The organism is Serratia proteamaculans, from assembly GCF_949794035.1.
GTDB classification, from domain to species: domain Bacteria; phylum Pseudomonadota; class Gammaproteobacteria; order Enterobacterales; family Enterobacteriaceae; genus Serratia; species Serratia proteamaculans.
This window is the reverse complement of sequence record NZ_OX461105.1, coordinates 550,415-575,109: the sequence shown is the minus strand read 5'-3', so window position 1 is coordinate 575,109 and position 24,695 is coordinate 550,415. Positions and strand designations below refer to the sequence as shown.

20 protein-coding genes are annotated in these 24,695 nt (G+C 56.1%); 14 read left to right on the top strand and 6 right to left on the bottom strand.

The features are described from left to right. Positions 1-5: 5 nt before the first annotated feature. The gene (locus tag QOT07_RS02595) at positions 6-704 is read right to left on the bottom strand and encodes a CoA transferase subunit A (RefSeq protein ID WP_283602526.1); all 699 of its coding nucleotides are present in this window, start codon (positions 702-704) and stop codon (positions 6-8) included. Between the two features lie 169 nt (positions 705-873). Here QOT07_RS02595 and QOT07_RS02590 point away from each other — a divergent pair, with 169 nt between their 5' ends. Together QOT07_RS02590 and yncE are read left to right on the top strand one after the other, a co-directional pair. Continuing rightward, positions 874-1,782 carry a LysR family transcriptional regulator gene (locus tag QOT07_RS02590; protein ID WP_207977991.1) on the top strand — a complete coding sequence of 303 codons (909 nt, stop codon included), beginning with the start codon at positions 874-876 and terminating at the stop codon, positions 1,780-1,782. Positions 1,783-1,967: 185 nt separating this feature from the next. After that, positions 1,968-3,044: a 7-bladed beta-propeller protein YncE gene (gene yncE, locus QOT07_RS02585; RefSeq protein WP_430523267.1), complete on the top strand. Its 1,077-nt coding sequence runs from the start codon at positions 1,968-1,970 to the stop codon at positions 3,042-3,044. Positions 3,045-3,237: 193 nt separating this feature from the next. Here the strand turns inward: yncE and QOT07_RS02580 are convergent, their stop codons facing one another. After that, positions 3,238-3,552, bottom strand: a complete 315-nt coding sequence (locus QOT07_RS02580; protein WP_283602525.1) for a hypothetical protein — start codon at positions 3,550-3,552, stop codon at positions 3,238-3,240. A gap of 336 nt (positions 3,553-3,888) precedes the next feature. On the opposite strand from QOT07_RS02580, the gene QOT07_RS02575 reads away from it, so the two are divergent. The 9 genes from QOT07_RS02575 (at position 3,889) to QOT07_RS02535 (ending at position 17,074) form a co-directional block, all read left to right on the top strand. Continuing rightward, entirely contained in the window at positions 3,889-6,069 is a 2,181-nt protein-coding gene (locus QOT07_RS02575; protein ID WP_283602524.1) for a carbon starvation CstA family protein, read from the top strand. 67 nt (positions 6,070-6,136) lie between these two features. After that, on the top strand, positions 6,137-6,340 hold the full coding sequence (locus QOT07_RS02570) for a YbdD/YjiX family protein (RefSeq protein ID WP_004953088.1): 204 nt from the start codon (positions 6,137-6,139) through the stop codon (positions 6,338-6,340). A 12-nt stretch (positions 6,341-6,352) separates the two neighbouring features. Then, a complete protein-coding gene (gene yjiA, locus QOT07_RS02565; RefSeq protein WP_283602523.1) occupies positions 6,353-7,321 on the top strand; it encodes a GTPase in 969 nt (322 codons plus the stop codon). Positions 7,322-7,660: 339 nt separating this feature from the next. Further along, positions 7,661-7,945, top strand: coding sequence for a 2Fe-2S iron-sulfur cluster-binding protein (locus QOT07_RS02560; RefSeq protein WP_099063222.1), 285 nt, complete (start codon positions 7,661-7,663; stop codon positions 7,943-7,945). Positions 7,946-7,960: 15 nt separating this feature from the next. After that, positions 7,961-8,890 (top strand): diiron oxygenase, encoded by a 930-nt coding sequence (locus tag QOT07_RS02555; protein WP_261427656.1) that lies wholly within the window; start codon positions 7,961-7,963, stop codon positions 8,888-8,890. Between the two features lie 425 nt (positions 8,891-9,315). Then, complete coding sequence (locus QOT07_RS02550) at positions 9,316-14,700, top strand: non-ribosomal peptide synthetase (RefSeq protein WP_219015332.1); 5,385 nt, start codon at positions 9,316-9,318, stop codon at positions 14,698-14,700. 28 nt (positions 14,701-14,728) lie between these two features. Then, on the top strand, positions 14,729-15,499 hold the full coding sequence (locus tag QOT07_RS02545; protein ID WP_157765442.1) for a cyclase family protein: 771 nt from the start codon (positions 14,729-14,731) through the stop codon (positions 15,497-15,499). Next, positions 15,496-16,233 carry a tryptophan 2,3-dioxygenase family protein gene (locus QOT07_RS02540; RefSeq protein ID WP_099063226.1) on the top strand — a complete coding sequence of 246 codons (738 nt, stop codon included), beginning with the start codon at positions 15,496-15,498 and terminating at the stop codon, positions 16,231-16,233. Before QOT07_RS02545 ends, QOT07_RS02540 begins: the two co-directional genes overlap by 4 nt. A 70-nt stretch (positions 16,234-16,303) precedes the next feature. Next, positions 16,304-17,074: a thioesterase II family protein gene (locus QOT07_RS02535; RefSeq protein WP_099063227.1), complete on the top strand. Its 771-nt coding sequence runs from the start codon at positions 16,304-16,306 to the stop codon at positions 17,072-17,074. Positions 17,075-17,077: 3 nt separating this feature from the next. Here QOT07_RS02535 and QOT07_RS02530 read toward each other — a convergent pair whose 3' ends face one another. Next, positions 17,078-18,247, bottom strand: coding sequence for an MFS transporter (locus QOT07_RS02530; protein ID WP_099063228.1), 1,170 nt, complete (start codon positions 18,245-18,247; stop codon positions 17,078-17,080). Between the two features lie 104 nt (positions 18,248-18,351). On the opposite strand from QOT07_RS02530, the gene QOT07_RS02525 reads away from it, so the two are divergent. Beyond that, positions 18,352-19,119, top strand: coding sequence for an AraC family transcriptional regulator (locus tag QOT07_RS02525; RefSeq protein ID WP_099063229.1), 768 nt, complete (start codon positions 18,352-18,354; stop codon positions 19,117-19,119). On the opposite strand, the gene QOT07_RS02520 is transcribed toward QOT07_RS02525, so the two are convergent. Then, positions 19,057-20,151: a LacI family DNA-binding transcriptional regulator gene (locus QOT07_RS02520; RefSeq protein ID WP_283602521.1), complete on the bottom strand. Its 1,095-nt coding sequence runs from the start codon at positions 20,149-20,151 to the stop codon at positions 19,057-19,059. The two genes, QOT07_RS02525 and QOT07_RS02520, sit on opposite strands and share 63 nt — an antisense overlap. 286 nt (positions 20,152-20,437) lie before the next feature. On the opposite strand from QOT07_RS02520, the gene ascF reads away from it, so the two are divergent. Both ascF and QOT07_RS02510 read left to right on the top strand, forming a co-directional pair. Continuing rightward, on the top strand, positions 20,438-21,889 hold the full coding sequence (gene ascF / locus QOT07_RS02515) for a PTS cellobiose/arbutin/salicin transporter subunit IIBC (RefSeq protein WP_283602520.1): 1,452 nt from the start codon (positions 20,438-20,440) through the stop codon (positions 21,887-21,889). A gap of 27 nt (positions 21,890-21,916) precedes the next feature. Beyond that, positions 21,917-23,347, top strand: coding sequence for a 6-phospho-beta-glucosidase (locus QOT07_RS02510; protein ID WP_283602519.1), 1,431 nt, complete (start codon positions 21,917-21,919; stop codon positions 23,345-23,347). Between the two features lie 81 nt (positions 23,348-23,428). Here QOT07_RS02510 and QOT07_RS02505 read toward each other — a convergent pair whose 3' ends face one another. Both QOT07_RS02505 and QOT07_RS02500 read right to left on the bottom strand, forming a co-directional pair. After that, the gene (locus tag QOT07_RS02505; protein WP_283602518.1) at positions 23,429-23,848 is read right to left on the bottom strand and encodes a putative T6SS immunity periplasmic lipoprotein; all 420 of its coding nucleotides are present in this window, start codon (positions 23,846-23,848) and stop codon (positions 23,429-23,431) included. 2 nt (positions 23,849-23,850) lie between these two features. After that, the gene (locus tag QOT07_RS02500) at positions 23,851-24,408 is read right to left on the bottom strand and encodes a type IV secretion protein Rhs (RefSeq protein WP_283602517.1); all 558 of its coding nucleotides are present in this window, start codon (positions 24,406-24,408) and stop codon (positions 23,851-23,853) included. Between the last annotated feature and the right edge of the window lie 287 nt (positions 24,409-24,695).

The window sequence follows — 24,695 nt, the reverse complement described above, 5'->3', positions numbered from 1 at the left end:
TCTCCTCAGGTCCGCAGGGTGCGCTGTTCAATGCGCTTTTCGAAACTGCCCTGGATCAGGCGGTCGACGTAGATACCGGGGGTGTGGATCGCCGCCGGATCCAGTTCGCCCGGCGCGACAATTTCTTCCACCTCCACCACGGTGATCCGTCCGGCGGTGGCCATCAGCGGGTTAAAGTTCTGTGCGGTGTGGCGATAGATGACATTGCCGAAGTGATCGGCTTTCCAGCCCTTGATGATGGCGAAGTCGCCGGTGATTGCCTGCTCCATGATGTAGGGGCGGCCGTTGAATTCGCGCACTTCCTTGCCTTCGGCCACCGGGGTGCCGTAGCCGGTGGCGGTGAAGAACGCCGGAATACCGGCTCCCCCGGCGCGGATTTTTTCCGCCAGCGATCCTTGTGGCGTCAGCTCCACCTCCAGCTCGCCGCTGATCGCCTGTTGCTCGAACAGCGCGTTCTCCCCAACGTAGGAGGCTACCACCTTGCTGATCTGTCGATTTTCCAGCAGCAGGCCGAGACCAAAGCCGTCGATGCCGCAGTTGTTTGATATCACCGTCAGGCCGGTCACTCCCAAACGACGGATCTCATTAATCAGGTTTTCCGGGATGCCGCACAGGCCGAAACCGCCCGCCAACACCGTCATATTATTCGTCAGGCCTGCCAGCGCTTCCTGGTAGCTTCCGACGCGTTTATCGAGCCCTGCCATTCGCTGCCTCTGAGTGTTCTGTAGCAATGGGCGGTATACCCCTGCTGGTGTAAAGGCATCATCAGGTCACAAAAATGATTTGTTAATTTTGTTTTTGTGCCCCATTGATTTAGAATTTTTATTAATCAATTGTTAATGGCTGTTTTCAAAAGAGTTAAATAATTCAAAAATGAAAATGAGCATCAAACAGTTACGCGCGTTTTTAGCGGTAGCTCACACTCTTAACTTCGCCCAGGCGAGCGAACGGCTGAATATTTCGCAGCCGGCGCTGAGTCTGGCCATTCGCGGGCTGGAAGACGCGTTGGGGGGACAGTTGTTGCTGCGTACCACGCGCCGCGTGGCGCTGACGCCGGAAGGGGAGAGCTTCTTCCCGATGGCACGCCAACTGCTGGCGGACTGGGACAATGCGGAAGAGGCGATGCACCAGCGCTTTACCCTGCAAATGGGTAAGGTGGCCATCGCTGCCATGCCTTCATTCGCCGCTAATCCGCTGCCGCCGATCCTGAAAGTGTTTCGCGATCACTACGCCGGGATCAACGTGGCGGTGCACGATGTGATTAACGAGCAGGTGTTCGAGATGATCCGTGAAGGCCGGGTAGAAATGGGCATCGCCTTCGAGCCGGAGCCCAGCGACACCCTGCACTTCACCCCGTTGTGCAACGATCGCTTTGTGGCGGTGGTACCGAAGGATTCGCCGCTGGCAGGCCGGGCGCAGGTGAGTTGGAAAGAGCTGCTGACGCTGGACTTTATTACCCTGCAACGCCCTTCTGCGGTGCGTTTGCTGCTGGAACAAACGCTGGCCAAAAGCGGCAGAACGCTGGAGGTGGCATTTGAAAGCCACCAGTTGGTGACGGTCGGGCGCATGGTGGCCAACGGGCTGGGTGCCAGCGCGGTACCGGCGCTGTGTGAACAACAGATGGGCGAGCTGGGTGCCACCTGCGTGCCACTGTTCGGCCCGGTGATCGAACGGCGAGTCGGGTTAATCCGCCTTGCTCAACACCGTTTGTCTTCGGCGGCCCAGGCGCTGGCCACCGTGATCGAACGGGAAATGGCCGCGGCCCCCTCCTCCACACTGTGATTTTCACCCCAGCCTTCACTGAAATAACTCCCATTCTCAATAAATAATGATTATTATTCTCAAGAATAAAGCCCGGTGCGCCACGACGTGACCGGCAGGACTTTACCTTCAATTCGATGATGAGCTTTCTTGGCCTCAGAGCAACGGCTCTGCGGCGATAGGCTTTTTAACTCCATGGAGAGGTTATGAACTCTGCAACAACTCGCAACCGTCGTTTCGGCGGGCGCACGGCTTTCCCACTGCTGTTACTCACTTCAATGCTGTTTTCCGCCCCGCTGCTGGCTCAGGGCGAGCCAGAACTGCTGCGTAAACCGGTCGGCAAAGGTGCTTATGAGATGGTCTACAGTCAGGGCGAGAACGCGCTGTACCTGGCCACTTCGCAAAGCCGCAAGCTGGATAAAGGTGGCGTAGTCTATCGTTTGGATCCACAAACGCTGGATATCACCCAGATTATTCACAACGACATCAAACCTTTCGGTGCGGCCATTAACAGCAAAACCGACACGCTGTTCTTCGGCAACACCACCAACAACTCGGTGACCGCCATCGACGGCAAAACCGGTGAAGTGAAAGGCCGCCTGGTGCTGGATGCGCGTAAACGCTCCGAGACGGTAAAGCCGTTAGCGCCGCGTGAACTGCTCGCCGACGCCACCACCGATACCCTGTATATCACCGGGCTGGGTGAATCCAGCGTGGTTTGGGTGGTGGATGGCAAGGATCTGACCCTGCGCACCACCATTACCGAGACCGGTAAATACGGCACTGGTCTGGCGCTGGACGCCGCTGCCGGCCGTCTGTATGTGACCAACGCCGACGGTGAACTGGTGACTATCGACACCAAAACCAACAAGGTTGTCAGCCGCAAGAAACTCGATGAGTCCAAAGAGCACTTCTTCCTGAACATCAGCCTGGATCCAGCCACTCACCGCGCCTTTATTACTGACTCCAAGCAGGCGCAGGTGCTGGTTGTCGATACCCGCGACGGCAAAATTCTGAGCACGATCGACGTGCCGGAATCGCTGGCGGTGCTGTTCAACCCGGCGCGTAATGAAGTCTATGTGACCCATCGCCAGGCCGGTGAAGTCAGCGTGATTGACGCCAAGAGCTACAAGCTGCTGCAGACGATCAAGACGCCGACCCACCCAAACAGCCTGGCGCTGTCACCGGATGGCCAGACGCTGTACGTCAGCGTCAAACAGGCTTCCAGCCGTGAAAAAGAAGCCACAGATCCGGATGACGTGATCCGTATCGCTTTGAAATAACACCGACAGGCGTAAGGGCTAAACCGGTAGGGGTCGAACATGTTCGACCCGACTTAACCCATTGATTATGCAATAGGGCGCAGCATGCAACGCCCCTACCACGAAGACCTTTAATGCCAGTCAGTTAAGCCTGACTGGCATTTTTATTTCCTTCGATCGATTCCACCTCATTCATCCTGAGCCTGAATGGCGGCTACGGCTTACCCACCAGCCCGTCGGCATCCTGGATCACCGCTTTTTTAGTCGCTCGCTGGTAAAGGCACAGCTCTTTACCCGATTTGTTGTGCATAAACGCCTGCGGGTAACGGCCGCTAATCAGCAGCGCCGAGTAACCGACGTCGTCGCCATAATGAATAATGCTCCCGGCGGCTTTGGCACCTTTCAGTCCGCTGGCTTTCAGACAGGCCGCTTGCAGCGCTTTATCGCCGCTGGCCCAGGCGGCTTCGGACGACGCAGCGGCATTGAACGCTGTGATGGCGGCGGCAAACACGATTAAGGCTCTGATCATGGATTTTCTCCGGAATAACCAAGTTATCCGCAGTATATGCAACCGTTTATTATCCAGCCATCAGACAGTGACTCACTCTTCCCAATCCCTTTTCCGCGTCCCCAGTGGGGCGCTGCCGCACAGCGCCCAACCGCTCACCCCGGGATTTTGACCGCTTAGCGCCCCTATAGCACCGCTGACTGAAATTCAGATGTCTTCCCCTGCCCCAAGCCGCAATGATGAACTGTTCCTATACCTCTATCCGACCGTTATCCGCATTCGGGCCACGCGCCTAAACATCTTATAAGCGGATTAACTCACTCATTTTTTTTGCAGATTTGAACTAAGGACACTTCAATGAACCGAGAGGGGATTTTAAAACACATACCCTGGATGCTGCTGGGGATACTCGGCGCTTCCTGCCTGGGTGTGGTGGCGCTGCGTCGCGGCGAGCACATCAGCGCACTGTGGATCATCGTCGCTTCGGTGGCGGTGTATCTGGTGGCCTACCGTTATTACAGCCTGTACATCGCCACCAAGGTGATGAAGCTGGACGCCTTCCGCGCCACCCCGGCGGTGGTCAATAACGACGGTCTGAACTATGTGCCGACCAACAAGTACGTGCTGTTCGGCCACCACTTCGCCGCCATTGCCGGAGCTGGCCCGCTGGTCGGCCCGGTGCTGGCTGCGCAGGTCGGTTACCTGCCCGGCACGCTGTGGCTGTTGGGCGGCGTGGTGCTGGCGGGGGCGGTGCAGGACTTTTTAGTGCTGTTCATCTCCTCACGCCGCAACGGCGCATCGCTCGGTGAGATCATCAAAAAGGAAATGGGGCCGGTACCGGGCACCATCGCGCTGTTTGGCTGCTTCCTGATTATGATCATCATTCTGGCGGTGCTGGCCCTAATCGTGGTGAAAGCGCTGGCGGAAAGCCCATGGGGCGTGTTCACCGTGTGCTCCACCGTGCCGATTGCCCTGTTTATGGGCATCTACATGCGCTTCCTGCGCCCTGGCCGGGTCGGTGAGATTTCGGTGATTGGCATCGTGCTGCTGGTGCTCTCCATCTGGTTTGGCGGCGTGATCGCCCACGACCCGTTCTGGGGCCCGGCGCTGACCTTTAAAGACACCACCATCACCTATACGCTGATTGGTTATGCGTTTATCTCCGCTCTGCTGCCTGTGTGGTTGATCCTGGCACCGCGCGACTATCTGGCGACCTTCCTGAAAATCGGCGTGATCGTCGGGCTGGCGATTGGCATCGTGATCCTCAACCCTGAGCTGAAAATGCCGGCGATGACCCAGTTTATCGACGGTACCGGCCCGGTGTGGAAAGGTTCGGTGTTCCCGTTCCTGTTCATTACCATCGCCTGTGGCGCGGTTTCCGGCTTCCATGCGCTGATCGCCTCCGGCACCACGCCGAAGCTGTTGGCCAATGAAAAAGACGCGCGCTTTATCGGTTACGGCGCCATGCTGATGGAGTCCTTCGTCGCCATCATGGCGCTGGTCGCGGCTTCCATCATCGAACCGGGCCTGTACTTCGCCATGAACACCCCACCGGCCGCACTGGGCATCACCATGCCAGACCTGCACCGCTTGGGCACCGAAGATGCACCGATGATCATGGCCTCACTGCGTGATGTGACCGCCCATGCGGCGGCGACCGTCAGTTCCTGGGGCTTTGTCATCAGTCCGGAACAGATCCTGCAGACCGCCAAAGACATCGGTGAACCTTCGGTACTGAACCGCGCCGGTGGTGCACCAACCCTGGCGGTGGGTATCGCCCACGTGTTCCACCAGATCATTCCTGGCGCCAATATGGGCTTCTGGTACCACTTCGGTATTCTGTTCGAAGCGATGTTCATCCTGACCGCGCTGGACGCAGGCACCCGTTCCGGCCGCTTTATGCTGCAGGACTTGCTGGGCAACTTTGTGCCGTTCCTGAAAAAAACCGACTCGCTGGTGGCCGGTATTGTCGGCACCGCCGGTTGTGTGGGGCTGTGGGGCTACCTGCTGTATCAAGGGGTGGTCGATCCGCTTGGCGGCGTGAAGAGCCTGTGGCCGCTGTTCGGCATCTCCAACCAGATGCTGGCCGCCGTGGCGCTGGTGCTGGGTACCGTGGTGCTGATTAAGATGAAGCGCACCAAGTACATTTGGGTCACCGTGGTTCCGGCAGTGTGGCTGCTGATTTGTACCACCTACGCCCTGGGCCTGAAGCTGTTCAGCAACAACCCGCAACTGGAAGGCTTCTTCTTCCAGGCCGGCGAGTACAAACGCAAAATCGCCGAAGGCGGCGCCGAGCTGACCACCCAGCAGGTCGCCAACATGAACCATATTGTGGTGAACAACTACACCAACGCCGGGCTGAGCATTCTGTTCCTGCTGGTGGTGTACAGCATCATCTTCTACGGGGTGAAAACCGCCATGGCGGCGCACAAAAACCCGAACCGCAGCGACCAGGAAACGCCGTACGTGCCGGTGCCTGAAGAAGCGCCTTCCAACGGCATAACTGAGGGAGACGTCAAAGTTTCACCGCAGCACTGATGGTGATTTAACGGATACCCTGCATAATGAAATCTGTTATGCAGGGTAATTTTTTGGGAGAAGGCTTATGTTCGGTAATCTCGGCCAGGCGGGTAAATACCTCGGGCAGGCGGCGCGCATGTTAGTCGGCGTACCTGACTACGATACCTACGTCCAGCATATGAAAGACAACCACCCGGACAAGCCGGTGATGACCTATAAAGAGTTTTTCCGCGAACGCCAGCAGGCCCGCTACGGTGGGGACGGCAAAGGCGGCATGCGCTGTTGTTAACAAGGATCCTGAATGAAACCCATCGCAGTCACCATTCTGACCGGCTTTTTGGGTGCCGGTAAAACCACCCTGCTCCGCCATATTCTCAACGCCGAACACGGCTACAAGATTGCCGTGATTGAAAACGAGTTCGGCGAAGTGCCGATCGACAACGCCTTGATTGGCGATCGCGCCAGCCGCATCACCACCCTGAGCAACGGCTGCATCTGCTGCAGCAAATCCAACGAGCTGGCAGACGCACTGCTGGACTTGCTGGACGGCGTTGACCAGGGCCAACTGGAGTTCGACCGGCTGATCATTGAATGCACCGGCATGGCCGACCCCGGCCCGATCACCCAGACCTTTTTCTCGCATGAGATCCTCTGCGAACGCTTCCTGTTGGACGGCATCATCACGCTGGTGGACGCCGCACACGCCGATCAACAACTCAACCAGTTCAGCATCGCACAGGCGCAGGTGGGCTACGCCGACCGTATTCTGCTGACCAAAACCGACGTGGCACCGGACTGTGAAGCGCTGATCCAACGGCTGCAACAGATGAACGCCCGCGCACCGGTTTACACAGTGACGCACGGCGATATCGATCTAAGTGTGTTGTTCGACATCGAAGGCTTTGTGCTGAACGACAAGCTGAACCTGACGCCGCCCGCCCCGCTGTTCCGCCGCATTCCGCAGGCGCAAAACAACATTCAGTCGATTGTGGTGTACCACGACCAACCGCTGGAGCTGATGCAGGTTTCAGAAGTGATGGAAGGCCTGCTGCTGGAATACGCCGACAGCCTGCTGCGTTATAAAGGGATTTTGTCGATCCAGAACGAGCCGCGCCGCCTGCTGTTCCAGGGTGTGCAACGGCTGTATAACGCCGACTGGGACCGCGAGTGGTTACCTGACGAAGAACGTCGCAGTACTTTGGTAATTATTGGGTTGGATTTGCCGGAAGACACCATTCGCCAGCGGTTTGCCGAGTTGGCGCAAGCCTGAACCTATAGGGCTGCACATTCAATTGCAGCCCACTCATTTAACCTGCCGATGCGGCCCCGCCGCTGCCAAATAAAATAATTTTAAAATCAATTATTGCAATATGGTCATATTCACCTGTAAAAATAAAAAAATAAATAATTAACGAGTTAACCATTAAAAAATAAAAAGACAATGCAAAAATTAATGAAATGTTAAAGTTATTAACCATTCATGTTGACAATAAACAACACAGAAGCTACTGTTATTCCGCCATCAAGGCACATAATAAAAATCTCATTCAACCAAGGTAAGAATAATGGACACCACACCATTTAATTAATAGCTAAGGAAATCCCCGTCATGATTTCACAATCAAAAATCGCCCACTATCAGGTTATTCTTGATGGTGAGGACACGGGTAGCTTTTGCGCCGAGAAGTCACTATTAGATAACTTTGAGAGCAAAGGTATCGATATTCCACATTTATGTCGCGCAGGAAAATGCGGCTGTTGCAAAATGTTGTTAGTCAAAGGTGAAGTGCGTCATGGAAAACAAAGCGCCCTCGCCGAAGATGAGCTTGAGGAAAATATTATATTAGCTTGCTGTGCCTATCCGCTGTCGGATATTGAAGTCGAACTCTATTAAAGAAGGATTCTTTCCGTGAGTATAATTGAAACAACCCTGAAAAAATGGGATCGCGCTGCTATTGTCCGCTCCCGTCCGCGTCGCATACTTAATGAGCAAGATTACCAATCCAGGCAATATTTCCCTACGGAACGTCTGCCGCTTTGCATGCACCCGCGCGTGGCGGCGTTGGGTGACGAAGCGCTGCGCTATATTCAGGTCCAAACGCTTTATCACTATCTGAATGGCATCGCCAACATTGAGCTGGAGATTATTAATGACTCAACCTACAAGTTGTACAAAAATACCGCAGGTGTCGATTTCCCCGCGAATATACGCCTGGAAGCATTAACCGTCGTTGTAGATGAGTCCTATCATGCTCTGGTCGCACTAGACCTTATCAATCAGGTCGAACAAATGACGGGCATAGCACCGCTGAGCATGCCGAAAGACACCGAAGCGTCCTTCGCGCTCGCGCTCGCGCTTGGCCAGACCCCGGATGAACACCGAGAATTATTCCGGCTGGTGTGCGTTTCCCTGTCAGAACAGGCGTTAACCACCGATCTCATCGATGTCATCGACAATGAAGATATTTTCCCCTCCTTCTATCAGATCATGAAAGACCATGTCGCGGACGAAGGCCGACACGCCCGCTTTTCTCAACAGATACTTGGGCATATATGGCGCCACAGCGATACGCATGCAAAAGAGGCGATGAAACGCCCCATCCTGACCTTTATTGAACACTATACGACGGATGCCATCGCTAAAGAATTTAGCGTCCGGATGTTAGATCATTTGAATATGGATGCAGAAACCATCGCCGCCGTCATTCACGACACTTATCCACCTGCCGACACCAAGCCATGGGAAACCAATAATATTGTTACGCAGCAGATGCTGCTGGCACTGGATAAAGCGGGCATACTCGAAGACCTGCCGATTTCGAAAATAGCGCAGGCATAAAACAGATAAACCGAATAAAAACTGGACATCAGCACCGGATGCTCACGTTACACTATTACTAGGAAGCCAATGTGGAACTATTAAACATAGTATTCTCAGGCAATATCCATTGCGGGGAAGCGCTCACCTCAGAAATACAAGAATATGGTCATCATATTTACCCGTTATCTTCATCATCTTTACCAGCCGGGAAAATCGACCTGATAATAACGACAAACAATCATCAGGATGAATTACAACGACTGCAGAAATTATCTGAAAACGTTCTGGTGATATCGTCAAATAAAGAAATAATCACCGATGTAGATAGTTTACAAAAACAAGAATACTTATCCCTGTACTTTATTCAAAAAGAAAAAACCGGCTACCTGTGCGGCAGTCTGATACCCGATACCCGACATAGCCAACGGAATAACGCAGAGCAGTTGAAAGACTTAATCTGCGACGTAGTGGTCTCTCTGTCACGCGGCATACTGCCTGACAATATCAGTTTGCCTCCTTGCATCGGCCAGAAATGTTATTCCGCTCCGCCAGAACGCCTGCGCGCTTTGATCGTCACGCTTTTACAACGCTTGGGTGACCAAACCCAGGGGCGTTGCGCGACCGATCTCTGTTTCGTCACCTGGCGAAAAGAAGCTGACTTTCATACCCTTGCCGAAGACCAGGTCACGCCGGAGAATCAAAACCTGCGGCATTTCTTCTTCAATGAAACCGGCATTCTCAAACAAAACCGATACGCGCAAGCCAATGCGATGATTACCCTCGCCCCCGCCGGCGATGGTGATGGCGTGTTGGTCACGGTAACTGGGGACGATGCCCGTTTCCAACGCTTCACCGACTATCTGGACGCGCTACTCATCTCTCAGGACGATCCCGCTACCGCACCACTGGTCATTTCTCCTGATGAAATACGCCAGTTGGCGTCCTTCAATGATACCGCGGACGCGGCCCTGCTTTCCCAAGATATTGTCACCCTGTTTCGCCGTACGGCGGCGGAAAATTCGGCGCTTATCGCCTTGCATGCCGACGACAGAGAATACAGCTACGCTGAGCTCGATGACGCCTCTGACAGAATGGCTTGTTGGCTGCTCGAACACTGCGGCGACGTAGACGGCCACGACATTATTGCCGTATCCATGCAGAAAACCGCCCTGCTGCCGATCGTAATGCTGGGCATCCTGAAAAGTAATAAGACCTATGTTCTGCTCGACCCGCAGGCCCCGGCAACCCGCAATCAGAATATCCTTAATGATGTGCGACCCACGCTGATCCTGGCCGATACTCTTCTGCAGGCGGGGAATGCGCCGTGCATTGATCCGGCAACCATTAACTACCCGGCAATGACCCTGCCGGCGTCACATCTTCCCCTGCCGTCTGATGGCCTGGCTTACCTCTGTTACACCTCGGGCACCACCGGCAAAGCTAAAGGCGTCATGATCACTCGTGAGGGGCTTGCCAACGTCGCGCAAAACCATCGCGACTTCATGCGGTTGGAAACCGGCAGTAAAGTCCTGTCGATTGCCTCTCTGGGTTTTGATGCTTTTGGCTGGGATGTTTACGGTGCCTTGATCAGCGGATCAACGCTCTACCTCGCGCCTACGACATTGCATACCGAAATCGATGCCTTATTCCGTTACCTCGCGCGGCACGAGGTGAACCATATCACCATTACCCCGGCCATCCTTGAATTGCTGCCACGTGAAGCCTGGAGCGGTTTAAGATCGATGATTGTGATGGGCGATGCACCGCCGGCGGATGTGGTGGCCTGGTGGGCTGAGCAGACTCGTCTGTTCAACGGCTATGGCCCGACAGAGGCCACCATCGCCACCTCCCTGTGCGAATATCAATCCGGCGTGGCCTGGAACTGCATTGGCAAACCGCTGAAGAATTACCGCTGCCATATCCTGGATGCGCACAATAATCTGCAGCCCCTCGGCTTCGAGGGTGAATTGTGCATCGCCGGGCACGGCCTTGCCCGCGGTTATTTGAATCAGCCCGAATTGACCGGCGAAAAATTCATCACGTTCGCCCTACCCGGCAGTCCGGGTAAAGAACGCATTTATAAAACGGGCGATATCGCCAAATGGGATAAACAGGGAAATATTATTTTTATTGGCCGCAAAGACCATCAGGTCAAGATCCGCGGCGTGCGTATCGAAATTGGCGAAGTGGAAACGGCCATTCGCACCCATCCGCAGGTAGAAAGCGTGTGCGTGGTAGCCAAACCGCAGGCCGCCGGCAAAGCGCTGGTGGCGTTTGTGCAAGCCTCGTCGCCGGCCCTGACCGCCGATGGCTTACGGCATTCGCTGGCCCCTCTGCTGCATGCAGCCGCCATTCCGACCGCTTTCGTTTTCTTGCCTGCATTGCCGTTGACCACCAATGGCAAAGTTGCGCGCCAGCAGTTGGAAAACTGGGTTATAGAAGACGGTGACGGCGATATGGCGTTGCCGGAAACCGAAACGGAAGTGATCCTGGAGCGCATCGTGACCGAGGCCATCGGTTGTACCCGCGCCGACGTCACGCAGGACTTTATCTGCCTGGGGGCACACTCGCTTACCATGAGTAAAATCGTTTCGCTGGTCGCCCGGGATTTGTGCTGTCGTCTGAATATCGCCGACCTTTTCCAAAACAATACGATACGTAATCTGGCGGAATATATTGAGAATAAGGCGGTCTCCGCCGACAGGACCGTCCCCATCGGCGAGCAACGCCGTGCGGCGCTCAGCCCCCAGCAAAATTTACTGTGGTACCTGAGCGCGCTGAATCCTGATGATTGCAGTTATAACCTACCCATTGCGGTGGAGATCCGCGGGCCGCTAAATCTTTCGCTGTTCGAGCAGGCCATCAATTTCATTTATGAAAAACATGAAAGCCTGCGTACTCAATTCGGCGAGGATCAGGGCATCGCCTATCAGCATGCGCTGCCGCATATTCCCATTAACCTTGCCGGGCATACCCTCACCGGGCAGCATCCTCCTCTGGAAGACAGGGTGAAACAGCTTTGCGCCGTCCCCTTCGATATTACCCGCCGCCCGCCGGTCACCCTGCGTTTGGTGCAGTACCATGACCAGCACCACGTGTTAGTATGGGTGAAACACAACATTCTGACCGATGCCTGGAGTGAGGACCTCATCCTCAACGATCTTTGGCGGCAATATAATCATCTGTGCGGCGGGGGCCCCTACGCACTGCCGGTACCAGAGGTTCAAACAATTGATATCGTCAATGATGCCGGGGAACCCCGCCTCGAGAGCGATATCGCCTACTGGCAGCAAAAACTGCACGCGTGCAGAGAATTGGATTTCCCCTTAGACATGCCTCGCCCCCTGGCACCGACGCATGCCGGTGAACGCATAGGCCGCCGGTTGGATCCCGCCATCGCGGGGCTGCTGGAACAGCGCGCCAGGGTATTAGGTGCGACTCCCTTCGTTTTGCTTACCGCAGCGCTGACCTATCTGCTGAGTAAATACACTAACCAAGACGATATTGTCATTGGCAGCGCCATCGCCGCACGCGACAATCTTTACCTCGAGCAGGTGAGCGGATTCCACGTCAATACCGTACCGCTGCGCACGGTGCTGAGCGCGGATGACACCCTGGCAACCCTGATCGGTAAAATGACGGAAACCTGTACGGGCGCCTATCGGCACCAACAGCTGTCCTTCGACCGCATTCTCCACCAGATTGATTACGAGCGCGTATCGAACAAAAACCCGCTGTTCCAAATCATGGCCATTCTGCAAAACGCCGGAGACGTGTGCCAGGCAGGCCTCCATGACTGCTCATTGCAAAAATTGCCGGTGTCTTCGGGTTTCTCGATGTTCGACATGACCTGGAACTTCAGCCTGGCCGCAGACGGCATCAGCATTGAGCTTGATTACGCCAGCGAATTGTTCCACGCCGCCAGATTGCAGATGATGCTGAACAATTATGAACAGGTACTGCATCAGCTGCTGACGCAATCCCCCTCGATGGCGCTTGCCGCTATAAACCCGCTCAGCGAGGCGGAGCAAACCCGGCTTTTACAGCTGGCGAGCAATACGACGCAGAGCTCGCGCGGGACGCTGATTGAGCAAATTCATGACCTGGCACGCAGGCAGCCGGATTTACCCGCGGTGAGCTGCGAAAAAGAGAGTTACAGCTACGAGCAACTGTGGCGCCTCTCAGAGCATATCGCCCATTACCTGAGCGAATTGGACAACAACGCGTTTTCTGTCGGTATTATGATGGAAAAGAGCTGCAGGGTGGCGGCACTGATCCTCGGCGCACTCAAGGCCGGCAAATACTATATTCCCATTGATGTCCATTACCCGGCGGATCGCGTGCGGTACATGATTGACGATGCGCGAACGAAAATCCTGGTCACCGACGAAGCAAACGCCACGGTGCCAGCGGATTGCCCGCACGTGACTTTCGAGTCAATACTGTCTGCCAGCCCCGCCGTTGAGCAAACGCGTTCGAACGGAGAAGAGGATCCGCTGGCTTACATCATGTACACCTCCGGCTCTACCGGCAACCCGAAAGGTGTGATGATTAGTCACAGTAATCTGACCAATTTCACCAATGACTTTGCCGACCGATTGGCCCTGGGGCCTGCTGACAAGATGTTGAGCCTGACGAGCATCAGTTTCGATATTTTCGGCCTGGAACTGTTTTGCTCTCTGGCCTCGGGCGCCCATGTCGTGCTGTGCCCGCGGGAAACCGCCATGGATCCCGTCAGGCTTTATCATTTTATCGAGCAGCAACAACCCAGCGTCATTCAGGCCACCCCGACCGTCTGGGGCACCATCGTCAGCCATTTACCGGCGGCGGGCAACCGGCCGCTGACGGTGCTGTGCGGTGGCGAGAAAATGCCCGTCGCGCTGCTTTCACAACTGCGGCGCATCGCCACTCAGGTGCTGCAGGTCTATGGGCCGACGGAAACCACCATCTGGTCAACCTGTGCCGATCTGACCTTTGAGGGCGACAGCACCTGCATCGGCACGCCGATAAACATGACCGAGGCTTTCATCATGGACTCGGCCGGCGGCCTGGTGCCCGGCGGTGCTTTCGGCGAGCTTTGCCTGGGCGGCGCCAGCGTATCTCCGGGCTACTGGAACAACGGTGCGCTGAGCGCCCAGGCGTTCATCAAACGCCAGGTCCTTGGCGCCGTCCGTTACCTGTATAAAACCGGCGACATCGCGCGCTTCAACAGCCGTGGGCAATTGGAATATCTGGGCCGTAACGATCACCAGGTAAAAATTCGCGGCCATCGCATTGAGCTCAGCGAGATCGACCTCAATTTATCCGCCATGGATAGCATCGCGCATGCCTTGAGCCTGATCGTCGGAGAAGGGAATAACGCCAGGATCGTCAGTTACCTGCAAATGGTGCCCGGCGCGGAGTTAAACGAGAAATCTGTGCGCGCGGCGTTGAAGAGCAGGCTGCCCAACATCATGATACCCTCCAGCTTTATGGTGCTGTCCGCTTTCCCGCTGACCAACAACAACAAGATCGACGTTCGCAGGCTACCTACCCCGACGATAACCTACTCGTCCTCCGAAACGGATTACGTGCCGCCGGCCAGCGAGGCGGAACGCGCCATGCAGGAAATCTGGCAAACCGTGTTGATGCAGGAACACATCAGCGTGACGGACAGTTTTTTCAGCTTGGGCGGCAACTCGCTGCAGATCCCACGGCTATTGCACGCCATTCGCCAGGCGATGCACATTTCCCTCACTATCCGCGAATTCATCCTGCACAGCCAAATTCGCGAGCTGACCGCGCTGGCGCTCACCAAAACCAGGGAGGAAGCAGATGGAGTGCATTGAGGTAACCTACCGCGGCCGGCGGTACCGGGTGCATCACCATGAGCGGATCCCGCTGTCCGCCATGCTGAAGTTCGGCGACAACCCAACCAATATCTACGGCGTTACGCCGGCGAGCGCGGCCCCCTTGCGCTACGGCGATTCGCTGGCCAGCGTAGAGCATGGGGGGGCGTGCAATGCCTCCCGCATCTCATTGGTGCCGCATTGTCACGGCACCCACACTGAGTGCGTCGGGCACATCATGCCTGGCGAACATAACGTGGCAGAGTTGGTTTTCGAGCCATTCATTGCCGCTACGCTGATTCGAGTGCCGCTGCAAAGGGCGGGCGAGATGTCGGAAACTTATAATGCGAGCGCCCGGGGAACGGACCTGGTCATTACCCGCACGGCGATCGACGATGCCTTGTCGCAGGTGGCGCCGCATTATCTTCAGGCGTTGGTGATCGCCGCCAAAGCGCCGAGCTGGCGACTGGCGGATGAAATACCGCCTTATTTCAGCCACCAGGCGATGGCGCGCATCGTCGAGCTTGGCGTACATCACCTGGTGGTTGATGTGCCTTCGATTGACCGATTGCACGATGGCGGCAGGATGGACAACCACCGCTGCTTTTGGGGAATGGGCCTGTCGACGGCGGAGGCGCGAGCAAGATTGCGCTGCTCCGTAACGGAAATGGCACAGGTTTCGCCGGCAACCCCGGCCGGCAGCTATTTCCTGTCATTGCATTTGCCGGATTGTTCGGGCGACGCCCTCCCCAGCAAACCCATTTTGTTTCCGTTCTCCCGAGGGAATGACGCAGCATGAATTACTCAGGTTATTTGCAGTTAAATCAGCTACTCGCTTTGCAACAACCGGCCTCGCCACCGAGCGAACACCGCAACGAGAACCTCTTCATCATTACGCATCAGACGTATGAACTGTGGTTCAAACAGCTGATCGATGAACTCCACTGCCTTATCGATCTGATAGAAAACGGAGACATAGCCGCCGCCAACAACGGGCTGATCCGCATCAACGCCATCACGAAAACCGTGGTGAACCAGATTGAGGTGATTTTCACGCTGAAATTCCATGAGTTCCAAAAATTTCGCGGTTACCTTGGTTCCGCCAGCGGATTTCAGTCCTACCAATTTGCGGGCATTGAGGCGCTGTTGGGTAAAGCGAACGGTAAAAAGTTGCAGCAGTACGGTGAAGATCCGGCCATTCAGAAAATGCTTGGCGCGATCATTCGCCCCATATCGCTCTGGCAAACGGTTCAGCGCCACCTGCTACTGCTCAACGATCGCCAGGGACAGCAGACCGAGTCCTTCAAAGACATCATAAAAACCGTGCTGGAGGAAGCTTCCAGCGAGTCGCTGTTGCTGAATCAGCTGCTGGATCTGGACTCGCTGCTGCAGGAATGGCGCTATCGGCACGTCAAGTTGGTAGAAAGAACCATCGGCCAACGTAAAGGCACCGGCGGCTCCGCCGGTTCCGATTACCTGAAATCCACGCTGTTTACGCCGATCTTTGACGAACTGTGGGAGGCGATCCACTGATCGCCTTAGCCGAGAACCAGGGGATCGCGCGATCCCCTTCCCCTTCATCCTGAACGGCGATTAACCTGCCATGCACACCATACCATTCCGGGGAGCCGAGCGATGCCTGAAAGCGCTGACTCCCACACGCCAGGGTAAATTGCGGCTGATTTGCTTTCCTCATGCCGGCGGCAGCGCCGGCACCTTCCGCGCCTGGAGCGGTTTGCTGCACCCGGACATCGAGCTGTTCGCCATGCAATATCCCGGGCGTGAAGAGCGGGCGAACGAAGCACCGGCGTGCCAGCACCGCAGGCTGGTGGCCGAACTGCAGCAGGCGTTGGCCCCCCTGCAGGACAAACCCTGCGTCTTTTTCGGCCACAGCCTTGGCGGCCGGTTGGCCTTGGCGACCGCACTCTCAGCCCGGCTGCCGCCCATAGGGTTGATCGTGTCCGCCTGCTCCACGCCCTACGCGGCAAAGCACGGTCGTTTGCTGCGCCTGACGCGCAGCGCGCTGATTGAAACACTTCACGAGTCCGGGCAAACAGGTGAGATCACCGACGAAAGCGCCGACCTGCTTGACGCCTATTTGCCGCTGATCCGCGCCGATCTCCTACTTGCCAGCCAGCTTATTTTTCCAAGGGAAACACATTTGCCGATCCCGCTGGCGGTTTTTTATGGCGAGGACGATCTTTGGGTCGACAGGCAGGATCTGGCAGATTGGCGGTTGCTGGCCGGGGGCGAAGTGCATGAACAACGCTTCCCCGGCAGGCACCTCTTTTTGAACGAACAGCGCAATGCGGTGATAGGGGCACTTCATACCTTGCTGGCGGGCCCGCTGAGCGCCCCGCCAACTCCGCGCTGAGGGTTAAGCCTGCTCGCTATGGCGTTTACCCAATGTGGCGGTGCGTTCGCCGCGCACCACGGTCCACGCCAGCAGCAGCGCGCAGGCGCTGCTCGCCATCAGCACGATGCCCGGCCGCTGCGCCAACCCGGCCAGCACCAGCCCCGCCGCCAGCATCAGGTAATACATCAGGCCAAGGATTGCGCCCGCAGTGCCCATGCAATCCTTATAATTCTGCAGCGCCCGCGCCAGAATATTGGGGATCGCGATGCCGTAGGCCATAACCACCAGCATCATCGGCAGCACGAACCACAGCTTATCCTCCAACAGGAACACCAGGCCGCCGCCGATCAGCGCCAATACGCAGGCCAGCATCAGCAGCGGCGTAAACAACCACTGTTTGGCGATGAGAAACTTGTTGATTGCCGCGCCGATCCCGACGCCGGCGGCCAGCACAAACCCGGTATAACCAAACCATTGCGGCGGAATGCCCAGCGCTTCAAACCGAAACGGCGCCAGCTGGTAATAGCTGAACATGCAGACGTTGAACAGGGCCACCAGCCATGCGCTGCGCCAGATATCGCCGTCTTTCGCCATGCGGCTAAACGTGCCGAAGAAAGAACTTTTCACCACCTGCGCCGGGCGCGTTTCCGGCAACTGCCATGCGGCATAGGCCAGCAGCAAGGCGGCCAACGTGGCCAGCCCGGCAAACACCCCCTGATAGCCCCAGTAATGGGTCAACAGGGCGCCGCTCAGCACCCCCACCGCAGGGCTGACCGCCATCGCAATCCCCATCACGGAAAACACCCGCGCCAGCTCATAGCCGTCGAACCGGTCGCGAATGGCGGTCTGAGTGCCTACGGAGCCCACCGCCGCACCAAACGCCGCCAGCACCCTGGCCGCCAACAGCAGGGTAAAGCTGGTGCTGAAGATGGCGATGATCGACGCCAGCAGATACAGTGCCAAACCGGCCAAAATGGTGGGACGCCGGCCGATCACGTCACACAAACGGCCCCAAACGACGACCCCGAATGCAAAAGCGAAAAAGTAACAGGACAGGGTTTGCGCCGCGACCTCCGCGCTGACGTGAAAACCGTCGGCAATGTGCGTTAGCGCCGGGCTATAGATCGTTTCCACAATCTGGGGAAACATCATCATCAGTGTCGCCAGGGTGAGGGTCAGTCTGCGTTGCATAGTACATCCCGTATCCAAAAAGAAAGTAGGCCACAAAGTAGCACCTTCCCCGCCCCGACCATTACAATATAAAAGACAAAAAACTTATAAAATCGGACACACTTATGGCATGGCTCAGCGCACAGGACGAATTTGATCCCGATGCGATCAACAATAGCGTGTTAGGCATTGCGGCCGAGCTGGCGCAGCATGATTCCGGGCCGCACTGGCACCACATGGGGCAGTTGCTATTCAGCCAGCAGGGCTGTATGCGCATCACGCTCAATGAAAGCATTTGCCTCCTGCCGCCGGCACGCATTGCCTGGATCCCGCCAAAGGTGGTGCACCGCGTTCAGGTTACCGGCGTGGCGGGCTATCGCTCGGTTTATCTCGACAACCAGCGCTATCCCGACCTTTCGCCCCATTTGGAAGTGCTGTCGGCCTCTTCTTTGCTGCGGGAAGTGCTGGAGCGGATCGCCCTCGCCGACTTTGCCACCCAGTGGGAAAGCGGCCCCAGCGCCAATATTCTTGCCGTATGCCTGGACGAAATACGGCATGCGCAGCGCGAGCTGACCTTATTGCCGCTGCCCAAGGACCGCCGCTTACGGCAACTGGCCGGCATGGAGGAGGTGCCGCCACTCAATGAGCTGGCGCGCTACAGCGGCGCTTCGGAGAAAACCATCAGCCGCATCTTTCGCAAGGAAACCGGGTTGAGCTACCAGCAGTGGCGCCAGCAATGGCGTTTGATCAAAGCCATCGAGCTGCTGGCGGAGGGATACGGCCTGTCAGATATCGCTGGCAAGCTTGAATTCTCCAGCGACAGCGCCTTCTCAACCTTCTTTAAAAATATGACCGGCAGCTCGCCGCGCGCCTATATGCTGATCCGCCGTTAACGGCACGCCTTTTCTGCCACTCAAATACGGCCCCACCGCGACTGAATCCCGCAGCATCAGGCTGGCCGGGAAAGTTGGGCGCTTGCTCAACTCACCGCCGTCCAGCATCGAGACCAGCCGATGGATGGTTTCCTTAATCATTTCGGTCACCGGCATTTTCATGCTGGACAGCGAGGGAATGGTATAAGGCGCCAAGGGAATATCATCGAACCCTATCACCGAGACGGCGGACGGCACCGGGATTTGGCATTCCGTCAGCCGCTTGATGGCGCCGATGGCCATCTCGTCGTTACTGGCAACAATCGCGCTAAAGGTGTGGCCGCTGGCCAGCAACGTTTCGACCGCCGCCATGCCGCTTTGCGCGTTCCACTTCCCTTCGACAATCAGCGCGTCTTTTACGCCAATATCATGCTCCGCCAGCGCCGATTTGTAGCCCGAAAGCCGCTCCAGCCCGGTGGGGGAATCCAGTGAGCCGGTGATAAAAGCGATATCGCGATGCCCCCGGTCGATCAACTGCTCCACCGCCGTCGCGCTGGCGGCGTGCTGATCGCTAAAGATGCAGTAACTGTCGTTAAGCCTGAGTCGGCGGTTGATAACCAGGATCGGCTGCTTGTGCTGGGAAATGATCTCGTCCATTTCGGCAATCGACAGAAAACGCGGGTAGATGATCACGCCGTCGCAGCGCATATCCAGCAGGTATTGAATGGCGGCCTTTTCTTCTGCCGCGGTGTGCTTGCCGTCCGCCAAAATCAGCTGGCGGCCGTTTTCTTCCATAATGCGGGCAGACTGGAACATCAGCTCGCTGAAGTAGTTACCGCTGTACAGCGTGTTGGTCACTACCAGCCCGATGGTCTGGGTGGATTTGGTCGCCAGATTGCGCGCCAGCAGATTGGGCCGGTAACCCGTTTCGGCGATGGCTTTATCCACCAGCTCACGCTTTTCCGGGCTGACATAGCCGCTGCCGGACAACACGCGGGACACCGTCGCTTTCGACACGCCCGCCCTTTTAGCCACCTCAAGTATTGTTGCCATCTCTGCGCCGTCAAAATCGATTGGGTCAGCGCAGTCTACGCAAGACGCCCTCGGTTTGAAATGTTTTCACGCCCGCTTCTGCCGCCACTCCTGAACTAAAAGTGAGCAGCATCACGAAACGAAAAACCAAAAAATCATAATTCTTGCCACCAATTAGATATCACATCATGATTTTGTGAAACCGGTTTCTTGTGGGCGTTTCATTCAGATGGAACGGCGGATCGCCCAGGCAGTAAAAGTTCGCCTTTGGGCAATCCGAATTCCTATCTAGAGAGACGATAATTCCATGCCGAAGAATTACGCAGAGATCTCCCCCGCTATCGTGAAGGCGTTGGGTGGCCTCAACAATATCGAAGCCGTTACCCACTGCATGACCCGCCTGCGGTTCGTGGTGAAAGACAAGGCGCTGATCGACACCCCGGCGCTGAAGGCCATTGATGGCGTCTTGGGCGTGGTGCACAGCGGCGAGCAATGCCAGGTGATCATCGGCAATGAAGTGTCGAAAGCCTATCAGGCGGTGCTGGCGCTCGGTATGCCGGGTGCGACGCCCGCCACCACACCGGCAAAACGCAAAATCACCCTGAAAGGCATTGGCGCCGGCATTCTCGACGCCCTGGTCGGCACCATGTCGCCGTTGATCCCGGCCATCATCGGCGGTTCGATGGTGAAGCTGCTGGCGATGATCCTGGATATGGCCGGCGTGTTCGACAAAGGTTCGTCGACCCTGGTGATACTGAACGTGATTGGCGACGGCGCGTTCTTCTTCCTGCCGGTGATGGTGGCTGCCTCTGCGGCGCTGAAATTCAAAACCAACATGTCGCTGGCGATCGCCATTGCCGGGGTGCTGCTGCACCCTAACTTTATCGACTTGATGGCCAAAGCGGCGCAGGGCCAGGCGGTGGAGTTCGCCTACATCCCGGTGACGGCGGTGAAATACACCTATACGGTGATCCCCGCGCTGGTGATGACCTGGATATTGTCGTACATCGAACGCTGGGTCGATCGCATCACCCCGGCGGTGACCAAGAACTTCCTTAAGCCGATGCTGATTGTGCTGATTGCCGCACCGATCGCGATTGTGTTTATCGGGCCGCTCGGCATCTGGATCGGCAGCGGGATTTCGGCGCTGGTGTACACCGTGCATGGCTATCTGGGCTGGCTTTCCGTCGCCATTATGGGGGCCATTTGGCCGCTGCTGGTGATGACCGGCATGCACCGCGTATTCACCCCAACCATCATTCAGACCATCGCCGAGACAGGCAAAGAGGGCATGGTGATGCCTTCGGAGATTGGTGCCAACCTGTCGCTCGGCGGCTCTTCGCTAGCCGTGGCGTTCAAAACCAAGAACCGCGAACTGCGCCAGACCGCATTGGCCGCCGCTGCTTCCGCCATTGTGGCAGGGATTTCCGAACCGGCGCTGTATGGTGTGGCAGTGCGGCTTAAGCGCCCGTTAATCGCCAGTTTGATCAGCGGCTTTATCTGCGGTGCCGTCGCCGGTATCGGCGGGTTGGCCAGCCATTCGATGGCTTCGCCCGGCCTGTTCACCAGCGTACAGTTCTTCGACCCGACCAACCCGATGAGCATTGTCTGGGTCGGCGGCGTGATGGTGCTGGCCGTGGTGCTGTCGTTCGTGCTCACGCTGCTTTTGGGCTTCGAAGACATCCCGGAAAGCGAAGAACCCCAAACCGCGCCCCCGGCCCCGGCGACGAATACCGTTAACGCCGCGAATACCCAATGACGCACTATTTAAGTTACAGAGGATTTCATGTCTGATTCGACATTCCCGCAAGGGTTTTTATGGGGCGGCGCCTTGGCCGCCAACCAGTCTGAAGGTGGCTATCTGGAGGGCGGCAAAGGGCTGACTACGGTCGACATGATCCCGCATGGCCCCAACCGCATGCCGGTGAAACTGGGCCTGGAGAAACGCTTTACCCTGCGTGAAGACGAGTTTTACCCCAGCCACGACGCCATTGATTTTTACCATCGCTACCGCGACGACATTGCGCTGATGGCGGAGATGGGCTTTAGCGTATTCCGCACCTCCATCGCCTGGAGCCGGATTTACCCCAAGGGCGACGAGCTGACGCCGAACCCGGAAGGCATCGCCTTCTACCGCAGCCTGTTTGAAGAGTGCCGCAAATACGGCATCGAGCCGCTGGTGACCCTGTGCCATTTTGACGTGCCGATGCACTTGGTGACCGAATACGGCTCCTGGCGCAGCCGCAAAATGGTGGAGTTTTTCACCCGCTATGCCCGCACCTGCTTCGAAGCCTTTGATGGCCTGGTGAAATACTGGCTCACCTTCAACGAGATCAACATTGTGCTGCACAGCCCGTTTTCCGGTGCCGGGCTGGTGTTTGAAACAGACGAAAACCCCGAGCAGGTAAAATACCAGGCGGTGCACCACGAACTGGTGGCCAGCGCCCTGGCGACGCGCATTGCGCATGAGGTGAACCCCGCCAACCAGGTGGGCTGCATGCTGGCCGGCGGCAATTTCTACCCCTGGTCCAGCAAGCCGGAAGACGTGTGGGCCGCGCTGGAAAAAGACCGCGAGAACCTGTTCTTTATCGATGTGCAGGCCAGAGGCAGCTACCCTTCCTACTCGGCCCGGGTGTTCCGCGAGAAAGGCGTGAGCATCGCGATGGAGGAAGGCGACAGCGAAATCCTGAAGAACACGGTCGATTTTGTCTCCTTCAGCTATTACGCCTCGCGCTGCGCTTCTGCCGATATGAACGACAGCAACAGCAGCGCCGCCAACGTGGTGAAATCCCTGACCAACCCGCATATTCCGCGCAGCGACTGGGGCTGGGGCATCGACCCGCTGGGTTTGCGCATCACCATGAACATGATGTACGACCGCTACCAAAAGCCGCTGTTCCTGGTGGAAAACGGCCTGGGCGCACACGATGAGTTCAACGCCGACGGCGAGATAGAGGACGATTACCGCATCAGCTACCTGCGCGAACACATCCGCGCCATGGCCGACGCCATCGCCGACGGCGTGCCGGTGATGGGCTACACCACCTGGGGCTGCATTGACCTGGTAGCGGCTTCGACCGGCGAGATGAGCAAGCGCTATGGTTTGGTTTATGTCGACCGCGACGACAACGGCAACGGCACCCTCGCCCGTACCCGCAAGAAGTCTTTCTGGTGGTACAAAACCGTTATTGCTAGCAATGGGGGGGATTTGGGGTGATGGGGTTGGGGGGAGTGAGCTGACGCTGACTTTTACTTCGGAGCTTTCGGAGCCTGAGTTCCTCAGGCTCCAGCGTTGGACTTAACGCGAGGTTGGCAATGCTTCGACCTGCAAAATTCCGTTCGATTGATTAACCGAGAATTCGGTTACGAACTCGCGAGCAAAGGGAAAATCACCCGCCTGTTGTTTTTTAGGGGATATCAGTTTCACTGAAAAATGATATTTCTGCCCTGGAGCAAATACGTAGCCTTCATCGGGGGTGCATTGGTTGCGCGCGATTTCACGCAGTGGGTCGAAGAATTTGAAGTCACGATTTTGCGTATTATCCAACCGATTAATCGAGATGCCTGCTAACTTCTCATCACCTTCAGGCATCACCGTCACGCACACTGCACCATCGCGCAGAGTGACGGTTGCGGGGTAGTCGACGGGAATACGATCCCCCATCGAAGGACAGCCTGCGAGCAGGAAAGGTAACGAAAGTATAAAAATCCGTTTCATAATTACCTCTGACGTAAAAACTTAGCTAAAACCTGCTCGTACTGTGAGCGAATTTCATTGGTTTTGGGGCCAATATACCTAACAAAACGCCCGATACCGTATTCCCAAGCACCATGGCCATAGCGTATTAACAGCCAATAATCTGCGATAATACAAGCTTGTTGCTCTAAAGAGTAGTTAGTGAGTGTCTTATTCACATCCAATTTATAGTTGTAATCAGCCGCCCAGCTAAAAGTACCTCTCAGGCGCACCCATTGCCCATGTTGATGCTGCCACACATGGGCAAGCTCATGGATAAAAAAGTGCTGTTTAGCATAGTTATTAATCTGAGAGAAATCCGCTAAATACTCCTCTTGGCGGAAATAGATTTCGCCATTGGGTGACATGCCAACATGTTTACCTTGTAGACCAAAGGGTAAGTAACTATCGCAATGGATCCATACACGGTTGTAGACGATTGATTTACCAAAAATTTGGCGAGCCATAGAAATCTCACCAAGCGTTATTAAACGTAGCGTTCCTTCTTCCACCTGCTGGTTTTTCTGCTCTTTCGTTAACATGAGTCAAACTCCCTATGACCATATGGTAATGGCATATTAGCGATTACTTTAAACAGGGTCTAGATATTTACCCATTCACAATAAATCGTAGCTGCCATTGATCTTTTTCACTTTGAAGTGGGCAATAAAAGCTCTGCCGGATGCGTCCTGCAGGTTTTCTCGTTTATCTATGGGAATAAAATTCAATCTCATGCTGGCAAGCCCTTAGCAAAATCACGCCAACTTCCGTGAACAGTAAATTACCCTTCATAATATTCCCTTAATCATAAACCGGGACATTAAACATA